Source organism: Exiguobacterium sp. J17977 (genome assembly GCF_018616375.1).
In the GTDB taxonomy this organism is placed as follows: Bacteria; Bacillota; Bacilli; order Exiguobacteriales; family Exiguobacteriaceae; genus Exiguobacterium; species Exiguobacterium mexicanum.
In genome coordinates this window covers 222471-236627 of record NZ_JAEQBB010000005.1, presented here as the reverse complement: position 1 = coordinate 236627, position 14157 = coordinate 222471, and the positions used below count along the sequence as shown (strand labels likewise).

12 protein-coding genes and 1 rRNA gene are annotated in these 14157 nt (G+C 48.1%); 4 read left to right on the top strand and 9 right to left on the bottom strand.

The window, feature by feature from the left end; translation table 11 throughout:
- From KNO58_RS11005 to dnaA, 8 genes are all read right to left on the bottom strand, one after another.
- Window positions 1–181, bottom strand: a 16S ribosomal RNA gene (locus tag KNO58_RS11005); the annotation flags it as partial.
- 225 nt (window positions 182–406) lie between these two features.
- Window positions 407–1396 (bottom strand): HD-GYP domain-containing protein, encoded by a 990-nt coding sequence (locus KNO58_RS11000; protein ID WP_128123796.1) that lies wholly within the window; start codon window positions 1394–1396, stop codon window positions 407–409.
- 62 nt (window positions 1397–1458) lie between these two features.
- Window positions 1459–4029, bottom strand: a complete 2571-nt coding sequence (gene gyrA / locus KNO58_RS10995) for a DNA gyrase subunit A (RefSeq protein WP_214753862.1) — start codon at window positions 4027–4029, stop codon at window positions 1459–1461.
- 22 nt (window positions 4030–4051) lie between these two features.
- Window positions 4052–5980 carry a DNA topoisomerase (ATP-hydrolyzing) subunit B gene (gene gyrB, locus KNO58_RS10990; protein ID WP_214753860.1) on the bottom strand — a complete coding sequence of 643 codons (1929 nt, stop codon included), beginning with the start codon at window positions 5978–5980 and terminating at the stop codon, window positions 4052–4054.
- Between the two features lie 54 nt (window positions 5981–6034).
- Window positions 6035–7153: a DNA replication/repair protein RecF gene (gene recF / locus KNO58_RS10985; protein ID WP_021067844.1), complete on the bottom strand. Its 1119-nt coding sequence runs from the start codon at window positions 7151–7153 to the stop codon at window positions 6035–6037.
- Window position 7154: 1 nt separating this feature from the next.
- Window positions 7155–7370: a S4 domain-containing protein YaaA gene (gene yaaA, locus KNO58_RS10980; RefSeq protein ID WP_128123800.1), complete on the bottom strand. Its 216-nt coding sequence runs from the start codon at window positions 7368–7370 to the stop codon at window positions 7155–7157.
- Window positions 7371–7505: 135 nt separating this feature from the next.
- Window positions 7506–8645 carry a DNA polymerase III subunit beta gene (gene dnaN / locus KNO58_RS10975; RefSeq protein WP_131434333.1) on the bottom strand — a complete coding sequence of 380 codons (1140 nt, stop codon included), beginning with the start codon at window positions 8643–8645 and terminating at the stop codon, window positions 7506–7508.
- Between the two features lie 196 nt (window positions 8646–8841).
- Window positions 8842–10215 carry a chromosomal replication initiator protein DnaA gene (dnaA, locus tag KNO58_RS10970; protein ID WP_214718821.1) on the bottom strand — a complete coding sequence of 458 codons (1374 nt, stop codon included), beginning with the start codon at window positions 10213–10215 and terminating at the stop codon, window positions 8842–8844.
- A 771-nt stretch (window positions 10216–10986) separates the two neighbouring features.
- Between dnaA and rpmH the strand changes: the two genes are divergently transcribed.
- The 4 genes from rpmH (at window position 10987) to KNO58_RS10950 (ending at window position 13268) form a co-directional block, all read left to right on the top strand.
- Entirely contained in the window at window positions 10987–11121 is a 135-nt protein-coding gene (rpmH, locus tag KNO58_RS10965) for a 50S ribosomal protein L34 (protein ID WP_015880216.1), read from the top strand.
- A gap of 167 nt (window positions 11122–11288) precedes the next feature.
- Complete coding sequence (gene rnpA, locus KNO58_RS10960) at window positions 11289–11642, top strand: ribonuclease P protein component (RefSeq protein WP_021067848.1); 354 nt, start codon at window positions 11289–11291, stop codon at window positions 11640–11642.
- Between the two features lie 102 nt (window positions 11643–11744).
- Window positions 11745–12605: a membrane protein insertase YidC gene (gene yidC / locus KNO58_RS10955; RefSeq protein ID WP_214753858.1), complete on the top strand. Its 861-nt coding sequence runs from the start codon at window positions 11745–11747 to the stop codon at window positions 12603–12605.
- Between the two features lie 120 nt (window positions 12606–12725).
- Window positions 12726–13268: an HdeD family acid-resistance protein gene (locus tag KNO58_RS10950; protein WP_214753856.1), complete on the top strand. Its 543-nt coding sequence runs from the start codon at window positions 12726–12728 to the stop codon at window positions 13266–13268.
- A gap of 16 nt (window positions 13269–13284) precedes the next feature.
- Here the strand turns inward: KNO58_RS10950 and KNO58_RS10945 are convergent, their stop codons facing one another.
- Window positions 13285–14037 (bottom strand): nucleotidyltransferase domain-containing protein, encoded by a 753-nt coding sequence (locus tag KNO58_RS10945; RefSeq protein ID WP_214753855.1) that lies wholly within the window; start codon window positions 14035–14037, stop codon window positions 13285–13287.
- Between the last annotated feature and the right edge of the window lie 120 nt (window positions 14038–14157).

Below are 14157 nucleotides of genomic sequence, written 5' to 3'. Positions count from 1 at the left end.
AGCCCCGATTTCTCGTGGTTATCCCAGACCTGAGGGCAGGTTCTTTACGTGTTACTCACCCGTCCGCCGCTCATTCCGTCGACTTCCCCCCGAAGGGTTCCGTCGATTTCCTGCGCTCGACTTGCATGTATTAGGCACGCCGCCAGCGTTCGTCCTGAGCCAGGATCAAACTCTCCAAAGAATTTGATATAGCTCTTTAAAAATGACGAAGCTTGCGCTTCATTCAAAAATGGTAAAACTTTTTTTGCCTCATCGTTCAGTTTTCAAAGTTCGTCTGCCGCTCTTAGCGACTCATTTATAATAGCACCTGCATTCTCTTTCGTCAACTATAAAAATAAAATATTTTAAAAGAATAAAAAAATAGTGTGCTCCTTCTCTGCACTATATAGAAGGAACACACTTTCGATTATTGAAATGCGATGATTCGTACTTCGTCTAAACGAGTTAAATCATACGTTTCTTGCGTCGGTTCTGATACGACAATCGGTTGTTCGACACTCGGTGTATAGTGATGAATCTTCCCACGAACCCCACTACTCAATAAAACGGTTCGCCCCACTTCATAAAATCCGAGTAACGTAGCTAACAATGTGAGCGCCTCTCCATCGTACGCTTCATTTTGCCACATATAAAAGTAAGCTTCTTCCGGAGTGAGTGCAGCTCGAAATGTTCGCGGTGCCGTCAACTGACAAAAACGATCTGCCACAATAAACAGAGGAGAGGCCGGATGAAGCGCTCGCTCTTCGAGACGATTTGGGAAGCCCGATCCATCGAGTCGCTCATGATGTTCTGCCACTAATTTACCGACACGCTGCCGCAATGTCCGATCTTCAGGTAACATCGCCATCGATACGAGTGGATGTTGATACAAGAGCTCACGTTCCATTTTTGTAAAATAGCGCATATGTGACCATTTGCGGATTTTAGCGTAACTGGCATCGGCAAAATAAGACGCAATTCCATAGTCAAACTGAAGCCGATGTTCGTCCCCCCGATATTTCGATAACGTTTTTGCGACGAGCGCTCGATAAATCGCATGATGAATCACATGATTTTTCCGTAACGGTTGGTTCGTGAAAAACGTGACGATTGCTGATAGAGGATAGTCTTGGCGAAATAACTGATGAATAAATTCAAGAGCCTCATATGGGTTTGGTGATATCCGTTCTTCCCATTGATTATAGTGACGTTCATACTGAAGAATCTTTTCGCATAAGTCGCGTTCTTCCTCATGTGTAAAGGGACGGCGTTCTACCGGAGCAACTTCAATCGCCTCAACTTTCAAAAAGCGGAGCAAACGTAAATGTTCGTTCGTCAGTCTAATCCCTGCCTCTAATGAAGACACGGATGTTAAGAGCGTCATACCTACGTGAACGTTTGAAATAGCGAGTCGCATGCTCATCCCTCCTAATCGTATGAAAACAGGTCGAACGGAAGCTCCGCTCGACCTGTTTCGCCTTATTCGGTCACTTCAGACGATAGGTCGGTTTCTGGTGCTTCACCATCAAATCCATTCTCCATCTCATCTGCTGATTCCTCTTCTAGCTCATCTTTTTTCAATTTGGCAATTGTGGCCAAACGATCGCCGTCTTCGATGTTCATCACTTTCACACCGCGCGTACTGCGACCCATTTGCGAAATCGTCTGTGAATCGATTCGAATGGCGACACCGAGCTCGGTCATGAGCATGATATCGTCGTCCTCATCCACGACTCGCATACCGACGACGGTACCGCGGTCAGTCTTGATTCCGATAATTCCAGAACCACCTCGACCTTGTGTGCGGAATTGCTCCATCGGCGTTCGTTTGCCATAGCCTTTTTCCGTGATAATCAATACGTCTTGCGTCGGGCGTACGATTTCCATCGAAACGACTTGATCGTCATCCTTCTTCAGACGAATCGCACGGACACCTCGGGCGGTACGGCCCATCGACCGTACTTCACTCGCAAGCGGGAAGCGAATCGACATCCCTTCGCGCGTCACGATCAAAATCTCGTCATCACTCTTCGCAAGACGGACCGTAACCAACTCGTCCGTATCATTCAAGCTGATGGCACGAAGTCCGTTTTTATTGATGCGGGCGTAAGCCGAGAGCGGAGAACGTTTGACGAGTCCTTGCTTCGTGATGAACACGAGCGACAACTGCTCGTCTGCCACTTCTGCTTCCGAGTCTTCAGTTCCATCTTCGACAATCGCCTTATCTGCCAAGTAGCTATTGAAGTCGACCGGAATCATCGTCTCGACTTTTTCACCTTTATCGACTTGTAGCAAGTTGATAATCGGCATCCCTTTCGCAGTCCGGCTCATCTCTGGGATTTCATACCCTTTTAAGCGGAAGACGCGACCGAAGTTCGTGAAGAATAGAATCGTATCATGCGTCGAAGCTGACAAGAGACGTAACACGAAGTCCTCGTCGTTCGTACCCATCCCTTGCTTGCCTCGTCCGCCTCGGCGTTGCGTGCGATACGAGTCGCTCGGGATTGATTTGATATATCCTTCGCTTGTGAGTGTGATCATCATGTCGCGAACCGGAATCAAGTCTTCATCTTCAAGCTCGATGATATCCGTACGGATGACGGTCCGACGTGCATCGCCATAGCGCTCTTTGATTTCTGTCAACTCGTTGCGAATGATTTGAAGCAAGAGTTCTTCGTCGCCTAAGATGGCGCGCAACTCTTCAATCAAGGCGCGAATCTCACGATACTCGCCTTCGATTTTCTCACGCTCGAGTCCAGTCAAACGTTGGAGACGCATGTCGAGAATAGCTTGCGTCTGATCGATCGACAATCCGAAACGGGCAATCAATTTCTCACGAGCCTCGTCACCGGTCCGCGTGCTGCGGATGATGGCGATGACTTCGTCCAAGTGATCGAGGGCGACGCGCAATCCTTCAAGGATATGCGCACGGGCCTCGGCCTTATCGAGATCGAACTGCGTCCGACGGCGGACGACTTCTTTTTGGTGCTCGATGTAGTAATAAATCGCTTGCTTCAAGTTTAGCGTCTTCGGTCGTCCCCCAACGAGAGCGAGCATGTTGACGCCAAACGTTGTTTGCATTGGCGTTTGTTTATATAAGTTGTTCAAGATGACACTTGCATTCGCATCGCGGCGTACTTCGATGACGACGCGCATCCCGTTACGGTCCGACTCGTCGCGAAGGTCAGTGATGCCTTCGATTTTCTTATCGCGTACCAAATCAGCAATCTTTTCGACGAGGCGCGCTTTGTTCACTTGATATGGGATTTCATGAACGAGGATGCGCTCACGACCATTTTTCAACACTTCGATTTCAGCTTTGGCACGCATCGTGATTGATCCGCGACCCGTCTCATAGGCGCGGCGAATTCCGCTACGACCTAAAATTTCGCCGGCTGTCGGGAAGTCAGGCCCCGGGATGTGCTGCATCAACTCGGAGATGGTGATATCCGGGTTATGCGTCAACGCAAGCACCCCGTCAATAACTTCGTTCAAGTTATGCGGCGGTACGTTCGTGGCCATCCCGACCGCGATTCCGCTCGTCCCGTTGACCAAGAAGTTCGGGAATCGGGCTGGCATGACGACCGGTTCTTTCTCTTCTCCGTCAAAGTTCGGTTGATAATCAATTGTGTTTTTACCGATATCACGGACGAGTTCCATCGCGATTTTCGACATACGTGCTTCTGTATAACGCATCGCTGCCGCTGAGTCTCCATCGACCGATCCGAAGTTTCCGTGACCGTCGACGAGTTCATAACGATAACTGAAATCTTGCGCCATCCGAACCATCGTCTCGTAAACGGCAGAATCACCGTGCGGGTGATACTTACCGATAACGTCACCGACCACACGGGCCGATTTCTTATGGGGCTTGTCAGCACGAATTCCAAGTTCGTTCATCGCATATAGGATACGACGGTGAACCGGTTTCAGACCGTCTCGTACGTCTGGGAGGGCACGTGACACGATAACGCTCATCGCATAGTCCATGAACGAGGTGCGCATCTCTTGGCTAATATTTATATCCTTGATATTTTCTTGTTCTGCCATTCGTTATTGCCTACCCTTCTTTTTAAATATCGAGGTTTTTCACGTAATGCGCATGTGATTGGATGAAATCACGTCGCGGCTCGACATTGTCACCCATGAGCGTCTCAAAGATCTCATCCGCCTCAATGGCGTCTTGAAGGTCGACACGAAGCATCGAGCGTGTCTCTGGATTCATCGTCGTGCTCCACAGCTGTTCAGGGTCCATCTCACCGAGACCTTTGTAACGCTGTACGCTGTAACGAGCATTTTCCGGAAGCTTTTTAATCGCTTCTTGCAATTCACGGTCGTTCTGCACGTAAGTGACGTCTTTCCCATGCTTCAAGCCGTAAAGTGGTGGTTGCGCGATATAGACATACCCGCTCTCGACGAGCGGACGCATGTAGCGATAGAAGAACGTCAAGAGCAGTGTGCGAATGTGGGCTCCATCGACGTCGGCATCGGTCATGATAATTAACTTATGGTAACGAGCCTTCCCGAGGTCGAACTCTTCCGCAATCCCTGTCCCGAGCGCTGTAATAATCGTACGTACTTCTTGGTTGGCTAAAATCTTATCAAGTCTCGCTTTTTCGACGTTGATGATTTTACCTCGGATTGGCAAAATCGCTTGGAAGTGACGATCGCGACCTGATTTCGCTGAACCGCCGGCCGAGTCACCCTCAACGATGTACAGTTCAGACTTCGATGCATCTTTCGATGAACAGTCGGCTAGTTTCCCAGGTAATGAACTGACTTCAAGGATCCCTTTACGGCGTGTCATCTCACGAGCACGTTTCGCTGCGAGACGGGCACGGGCCGCCATCAAGCCTTTGTCGACAATCAATCGACCGACAGATGGATTTTCAAGCAAGAATTGCTCGAACGTGTCCGTGAAGAGCGAGTCTGTGGCTGTACGCGCATCGGCGTTACCAAGTTTCGTCTTCGTCTGCCCTTCGAACTGTGGCGACGGGTGTTTGACCGAGACAATCGCCGTCAATCCTTCACGTACGTCATCCCCTGACAGGCTACCATCAGCCTCTTTCATGAGACCGAAGCGTTTTGCATAGTCGTTGATTGAACGCGTGAGCGCCGTTTTAAATCCAGTCTCGTGCGTTCCGCCCTCATGGGTCGGAATATTGTTCGTGAATGAATAGATGTTGCTCGCAAATCCTTCGTTGTACTGAAGCGCAATCTCGACTTCAATTCCATCCTTCGTGCCATGTACGTAGACAGGCTCGTCGTGGATTGAGGCTTTCGAGCGGTTCAAATGTTCAACGTATGACTTGATTCCACCCTCGTAGTGATAGTTGCGTTCAATCGTCTCATCGCTGCGCTCGTCTTTGGCGACGATGCGAAGTCCTTTATTCAAGAAGGCAAGTTCGCGCAAACGTGTGGCGAGTAAATCGAAATCATATTCGAGCGTCTCTTCGAAGATATCTCCATCTGGGAAGAAACGGACTGTTGTACCGGTCGTATCGGTCGTACCGACTATTTCAAGTTCGCCTTGTGGCACACCGCGTTTGAATGATTGGTAGTAGACGTTGCCGTTACGACGAACGAACACTTCAAGTTTCGTCGACAACGCGTTGACGACCGAGGCCCCTACACCGTGCAGACCGCCTGAAACTTTGTATCCGCCACCGCCAAATTTACCTCCGGCGTGAAGGACGGTGAAGATGACTTCAACGGCAGGACGTCCTGTTTTCTTTTGAACGTCGACTGGAATCCCACGACCGTTATCTTCGACAACAATCGAGTTGCCTGGTTCTACTGTCATCGTGATCGTGTCACAGTGTCCGGCGAGCGCTTCGTCAATCGAGTTGTCGACGATTTCCCATACCAAGTGGTGGAGTCCTCGTGAGCTCGTTGAACCGATATACATCCCCGGGCGTTTACGAACGGCTTCTAACCCTTCAAGCACTTGAATCTGATCAGCACCATAATCTTGCATTTGTTTTTCGTTTTCGTTACTCATCGGTTTTGTTCACCTACTATACATGAATTGGTGTTCCTATGGATTGGTCTTGCGTTACACAGATTCCGTTTCAACTTCGCCTTGTTTCACGTGAAACACCTTCGCTTGTTGAATCGTCTCGTGAGCGATCCCATCAATATTGGTCGTCGTGATGATGGTTTGGACTTTTTGGCCCATCGTGTCGAGCAGATGGGTTTGGCGATGGTCGTCTAATTCAGATAACACGTCATCTAACAAAAGTAACGGATATTCTCCGACCTCTTCGTGGATCAGTTCAATCTCCGCTAACTTCAAAGACAAAGCCGCTGTACGTTGCTGGCCTTGTGAACCGAACGTTTGGACGTTGCGATTGTTAACATACAATTCAAAGTCATCTCGATGCGGACCAAATAACGTCACGCCTCGTCTTCGTTCGTTCTCTCTTATTTTATCAAACTTTTGACGATACGTTTCAAACATCGCCTCTTTTGGGTAACGTTCTTTTTGGAATGTATCCGATACGTATTGAATCGTCAGTGTCTCCAAGTCACGTGTGATGCCAGAATGGATCGGGCCTGCCCACTTTTCAAGTTGATCGATAAAATGATGACGTCGCGAAACGATTTTCACGGCAAGTTCAATCATTTGATCGGTAAGCACCTCGAGCAGTGTCTCGTCCCCGCCTTTGATTGACAGTTGCTTCAACAAGGCGTTCCGTTGCTTCAGCGTCTTCAAATACTGATTCAATTCATGTAAATAGACAGGACTCACTTGCCCGATTTCCATATCTAAAAATCGTCGTCGTCCTTGCGGGCTACCTTTGACGATGGCAAGGTCTTCGGGTGCGAACAGCACGACGTTAAAAGCGCCGACATAATCGCTGAGGCGGCGTTGTTCGAGATGGTTCAATTTCGCTTTCTTCCCTTTCGGTGAAAACGTGAGCGACTGGACCGTCTCACCGGTCCGTTTATGAATCCGTCCCTCGACCATCGCTGCATCCGCCTCCCAGCCAATCAGTTCACGGTCTTGCGTCGTCCGATGTGACTTTGCGAGCGCAAGTACGTAAATCGATTCGAGCAGATTCGTTTTCCCTTGGGCATTCTCACCGATGAGAACGTTCGTCTGTTCTGAAAAATCTAACTCGAGGGTTTCGTAGTTGCGGTAGTTTTGCAATCGGATCGACTTTAAATGCACGTTAGTTACCCTCGATTTGGAAGTCTCCGAAACCTTCGACCTCAATCGTGTCCCCATCGCGTAGTTTGCGTCCGCGACGTTGATCAATCTCACCGTTCACTTTCACTTGAATGTCCTCTAAGAAGAACTTCGCTTGGCCTCCACTTGAAATGATATCAGCCAACTTCAAAAATTGTCCGAGCGTTACATACTCGGTTGTAATCGACACTTTTTTCATGTCGTCACTTCCTTTCTTTCATACTTAGTACAAAAAATCGCCATACTTATTAGTTTATCGAAAAACGTCGAATAAGGCAAAAATGGGGATGACAAGGTGAAACACCTCATCATCCCCGAATCTGCTCAGTCTGACTTAAGACGTGCGGACTGGCAAGATCAACTGTAGGACGCTATCTTGCTCGACCGGACGCAAGATGAACGGACGCATCGAACCCGTGAACTGGATTTCGATTTCTGAAGCATCAAGCGCACGAAGCGCATCCATGACGAATTTCGAGTTGAATGAAATTTTTAACTCTTCTCCTTCAAGCGACAGGATGCTGACGCGTTCTGACACTTTCCCGACTTCTGGAGAATGAGATGAGACTTCGACCGTCGTCGCTTCTTCAGCGACAAACTTGATGACGTTATTGCGATCAGCGCGTGCTAGCAATGACGCACGATCGATGGCCTGGAGGAAGTCCTTCGCGTTCATGCGGACCGCTGTCCGGTATTCTTCCGGAATCAAGCGTGAGGTATCTGGGTATGCCCCGTCGAGGAGACGCGAGAAGAACGAGATGTTTTTCAAGCGGAACAAGATTTGTTGGTCCGTCAACACGATTTCGACTGGCAACTCTTCCCGATCAAGCAATTTTGCGAGTTCGTTTAATGAGCGGCCCGGGACGACGACATTTTGGAACGTCAAATCGTTGTCTGTCTCAAACCGTGCCCGACGAAGTGCAAGACGGTGGCTATCCGTGGCCACACACGTCAAGAATCCTTTTTCGGCAGAGAAGTTGACCCCTGTCAAAACAGGACGCGTCTCTTGAGCCGAAACAGCAAAGCTCGTTTGACGGATAATCGTCTTCAAGAGATCGGCCGGTAAGTAAAAACGACGCTCGCTTGATAGTTCAGGCAGGCGCGGGTATTCATCTGGATCGAGTCCGTTCAAATGGAACTCGGCTTGTCCCGATTCGATTCGTGTCATGAAGTTCGGAGACACTTCAAGTGTCACTTCATTCGTCGGCAACTTTTTAACGATTTCACCGAGGAAACGTGCATTAAGCACGACGCTACCTGCTCGTTGAATTTGAATGAGTTCGATTCCGCCTTCTTCAATCGGGATTAAGCGTTCGATTGAAATTTCCGTATCACTACCTGTGAGCGTCAACCCATCGGCATGGGCTTCAAGCTTTAATCCTGTGAGGATTGGAATCGTCGTTCGGGAAGCAACAGCTTTTGATACATCTTGTACGGCTTGCATAAATACATCTCGCTGAATCGTTAAATGCATGTGGATAATTCCTCCTAAGTGAACTGAGTCATATAGTTAATAATAATAGTATTATTTAAGTCATAATAGTAATAAGGGCTGTGGATACTGGGGATAAGTCACTTTAACCACTGGTATTGAGCCATTCTGCCTGTGAATAACTTGTGGATAACTATGTGGGTTTATCCACAGGATATCCACAACGAAATCGAAGTGTTTATGACAATGCTTTCTTTAACGTCTGAATCGTCTCTTGCATCTCCGGATCGTGCTTGAGCAACGTACTAATTTTCTCATGAGCGTGAATCACTGTCGTGTGATCGCGTCCACCGAACTCTTCCCCGATTTTAGGAAGCGAGCTTTCCGTCATCTCACGCGATAAGTACATCGCGATTTGACGAGGGAATGCGAGCGTCTTCGTCCGTTTCTTCGCTTTCAGTTCCTCAACTTCAATATTAAAGTGACGGCCCACGATTTCTTGAATGTCCCGAATGACAATTTTCTTCGCTTCTTGGACCGGCATGATGTTGTGCAACGCTTCAGCAGCGACATCCGGATCAATCGGACGACCGACGAGCTTGGCGTAGGCCACGACGCGCGTCAACGCCCCTTCGAGTTCACGAATGTTCGTATCGATTTGATTGGCGATATATAGCATGACGTCGTTCGCGATATCAAGCCCTTCTGCCGTCGCTTTCTTGCGTAAGATGGCGATCCGCGTTTCGAGGTCAGGCGGTGTGATGTCAGTGATAAGACCCCATTCGAACCGCGAACGAAGACGATCTTCGAGCGTCGGAATCTCTTTAGGCGGTCGGTCACTCGAAATCACAATCTGTTTCTGATCGTTATGAAGCGCATTGAACGTGTGGAAAAACTCTTCCTGTGTCTGTTCTTTCCCGGCTAGGAACTGAATGTCATCGATTAAGAGGACATCGATGTTCCGATAGCGGTTGCGGAATTCTTCGGTCTTATTGTCACGAATCGAGTTGATGAACTCGTTCGTGAACTTTTCAGATGATACGTAAGCGATTCGTGCGCCAGGCTTCTGCCCTTTCACGTAATGACCAATCGCATGCATCAAATGTGTCTTGCCGAGCCCGACTCCTCCATAAATGAAGAGCGGATTATAGGCGCGCGCCGGCGCTTCTGCGACAGCGAGTGAGGCAGCGTGAGCAAATCGGTTCCCCGACCCGATGACAAACGTCTCAAAAATGTACTTGTCATTCAGCTGTCCGAGGTTCCCTTCCTCTTTTGGCAGTACTGGAAGTGGCTGTTCTTTCATTTCTGTGGCAGCAATCGTCTCTTTCGATCCATCCGCAGGTGCATACTTGTGTGCTTGTGATTCCTCGATAAAATGAATCTCAAGCTTGTTGTTCGTTACTTCTTCAATCGTATCTTGTAACAATGACAAGTACTGACGCTCAAGCCAAGTCACAATGAAACTGGCTGGCGCAGACACGACGAGTGTCGTCCCCATCAACGAAATTCCTTCTGTTGATTTCAACCACATATCAAAGCTGGCTTTTGGTGTTCGTTCCTCTTCCTCAATCAGAGATAAAACATTTCTCCAAATCTCGCGAGCATTCTTCAATGAAAGACCTCCTTTACTCACATGTTGGCGAAACTTATTCACACGATATACACATACACTATTCTATAGTAGATAATAGGGTTATCCCCAGAGAACAAAAACTGTGGATAACGTTATCCACATGGTGTTGATGTTGGGGATAACAGTTATCCACAGTCTGTGTATATCTTGGAATTGCTAAAAGTTCATCCACAAGTTTGTGCACATTCAGTTTATCAAAATAAAATAGACGTGGCAACGGTTTTTGATATTTATCCACAGACTGCAAAAAGAATCCACAGGTAGTTATCCACATGCTGTGTATAGTGTGGATAAACTGTGGATATGTTGTGGATAATTAGAAGTGAGGTAAGGTAGGGACGGAAAAGTTATACACAAAAGAGGAAGAAGGAATTGTGGAGAATATTTTTTCAAGAGAAGAAAATGAAAAATTAAAAATCGGAATCGTAAAATTGTTGAAAGGAGAGGAGTTATTCACATATAAGTGTGGATAACTATTAGGATATGTGGATAAAATGGCTTTAGATGGCTATTTGTAAAAAAGTCACTGACGGATTGTTAAATCTCCATGTGATTCGTTGCTCCCGTTTCTTCTAGATCATTCCATCACGAGGCGATTATCCCCTCCCCGTCCGAAGGATTTCACCCTAATTGAAAACCTGGCGAAAACTCATTGACAATCTAGACAACAGTTTATATAATCTTAAAGACTGCCTTAAATGAAACTATAACTTGCTAATAGAGCGTTAACCTTGAGGAGGTGCTTTAACAATGAAACCAACTTTCAATCCTAACAACCGTAAGCGTAAGAAAGTCCACGGATTCCGTGCACGCATGGCGACTAAAAACGGCCGCAACATTCTTGCAGCTCGCCGTCGTAAAGGCCGCAAAGCCTTGACTGTCTAATACAGATCATGAGATTGCCCGAGGAATCCTCCTTGGGCAATCTTTTTTTATATCGTCACAGAACTCACACAAACGGACGGAAAAAGCTGATTGACTCTCGTTGAAATGAATGGGATATGGTATGATGTTAGTTGACGATTTTTGAAGCGAAGGATGGAGTGAGAATTTTGAAAAAAGAATACCGCCTGCAAAAGAATGAAGAGTTCCAAGCGGTGTTTCGTGAAGGACGCTCCGTGGCCAATCGTCAGTTTGTCGTCTACACGCAGAAAGCGGATCAAGCGCACTTCCGGGTCGGACTTTCGGTCAGCAAAAAGCTGGGAAATGCCGTGGAACGGAACCGGATGAAACGATTGATGCGTGAATCGCTTCGCTTGCTCGAACCGAACGTGGCTCCGCACAATTATGTCATCATTGCGCGCAAACCAGCGACGTCGCTTACGCAAGATGAAGTGACGGAAAGCTTGAAACACGCATTCAAACGGGCTAAAGTTTGGAAGCAGAGACAAGTCGATCGATCATAACAATCCGAGCTCGTTCTTTCATATATAACGCGAACTAATTAGGATTGACCGATAGACGTGTGATGAAACAAAAGAATCGATAAAGAAAGCGTAGGAGGAACTATGAGCAAAAAGCTAAAATTAGGATTGTTGGCCGTCATGACCGGCGTCATCATGTTGATGGCTGGCTGTGTCGACCCATCGACGATCCAAGGAGAGCCGATTACGGCTGAGACGGAAGGCTTCTGGTCGCAATACTTTGTTTGGCCACTAGCATGGTTGTTGAAAGAAGCGGCTTACTTAATTGGTGGGACGTGGCAGTATGGTTACTCGATCATCGTCGCGACGATTATCGTCCGCCTCTTGATTTTACCGCTTATGATCAAGCAGACGAAGAGTATGGGTGCGATGCAAGTGTTGCAGCCGGAAATGCTCAAGCTGCGTGAGAAGTACAGCTCGAAAGACCAAGAGACGCAACGTAAACTGCAAGAAGAAATGATGAAAATGTATCAAGAGTACCAAATCAACCCGCTCGCGGGCTGCTTGCCAATCTTGATTCAAATGCCGATTTTGTTCGCGTTCTACGATGCGATCCGTCGGACGCCTGAAATCTTTGAAGCACGTTTCCTCTGGTTCGACCTCGGGGCACCGGACCCAACGTTCATCTTGCCGATTTTGGCAGCGATTTTGACGTATGCACAGCAAAAAATTTCAATGGCGGGCCAAGAACAGAACCCACAATTGAAAATGATGCTCTACATCTTCCCAGTGATGATCTTCGTCATGTCAATCACGCTTCCAGCCGCCCTGTCGATGTACTGGGTCGTCGGTTACATCATCTCGATTATCGTGACGATGGCAATCATGCTGCCGATGCGTGAGAAGATGAAAGTTCAAGCTGAAGCGAAAATCGCGGCGAAAGAAGCAGAACGTGCCGCGCTCGCAGAAGAAGAGAAAAAGACAAAAAAGAAAAAACGTAAATAAACGCTAAGGCTGTGGATCACCAATCCACAGCCTTTTTTGTTGTTCGGGATAGATCAATCCGAAATCCGGGAATAAACTAAACAGTGGTCGAAATCGTTGAATCAGAAAGGGGTCTTTCATATGGAGACGCTCATCAAACGGTTGGAACGGTCGACGTTCATTCAAGCGGCGCTTTATGTGGTGATCGGGTTACTCATCATCTTGTATCCACGCGTCTTTTTTGATGCGATCGTCTATTTGGTCGCGGCTTATTTTGCCATCATCGGTCTCGTCGCCATCGTTCAAGGGTTGCGGCATAAACGGGACGGTCTACCAGCCGGTTTCTTTATGGGAATCATCTATCTCTTGATCGCTTTGATCGTCTTTTTCTTCGCCGAAACGTTGGCGAGCCTGCTCCCGATTTTTATCGGTGTCCTGTTTTTGTTCGGTGGCATCATTCGATTGATTCAAGCCGTTGGATTTCGCCGGACCATCGCCAATCGGTGGATGTACTTCATGTTGAGCAGTCTGTTATGGATTGGAATCGGGTTACTCATGTTGGCGAACCCGTTTGACAGCCTGCTCGTCTTGTTCCAATTGTTCGGCGGTTTTCTCATCGCCGTCGGGGTCGTCGAATGGGTACTCTACTTCACACTCCGCTCCTCGAGACGTCAACAAGCATAAACGAAAGCCGCTCACATTAGGAGCGGCTTTTTTCACGTGCAACGAGGCTTTCGAAAAACGGACGAATCACTTCGAACGAGGCGGTCGTCTCGAAGAAGGGACGCTCGGCTTCGAGACGGGAGATATACCAGCGAGCGGCTGTCGCATGATGATCGGGTGTCAACACTTCATAAAACGTCCGGATTTCAATCCGCTGCCGGGCGGCCACGTCTTTCAACCCGAGCGCGGCGCGCACTGGTTCATGATGGGCAGCGAGCGTGTAAGCGAAATGGCTCATTCCTTGCCGTAGCATCTCGACCGCCCAAATGTCATTGCCTCGGTCGCGCGCTTTCGTATATTGGAAAAAGAACCAAATCGCATCGAATACGTGCCCGCTCAAGTCTGTAGCCGATAGGGCGAGCGAGCTCGAGTGATGTTGGAGCCGTCGTTCCGGATCATACAGTACCGTGATCATGTCTTGATGATTCAACGTGTCCGCTGTCACCGTGAAGAAGTCGAGATGCAAGAAATCATCGTAGACGATAATCAGTTGCGGGGCCACAATATTGATTTCGTCCTCGAGCAGAATCGGGCGATATGTGGCCAGATGGTTACGGCGGCGCGCCAAGAACGCATTCAGGCTGTCAGGGGCGACCATGACGTACAAGTCGACGTCGGAATGCTCGTCCGCTTCGCCGCGTCCGAACGATCCTTTCAAGAAAATGGCCTGCACGTCCGTATCGGAGATGAGGCTGTCGGTCAATGTGGCGATGGCATCTTGCTGTCGCATTTCATCACGTCCTTCATGGAAATATATTCCTTTATTGTACTAAAGTAATTCCTTAAAATGCAACCGTGGCTCGAGAGGTCGGACGCTTTCGTTCGAGACAAATATCGTGTATAGTAGGTG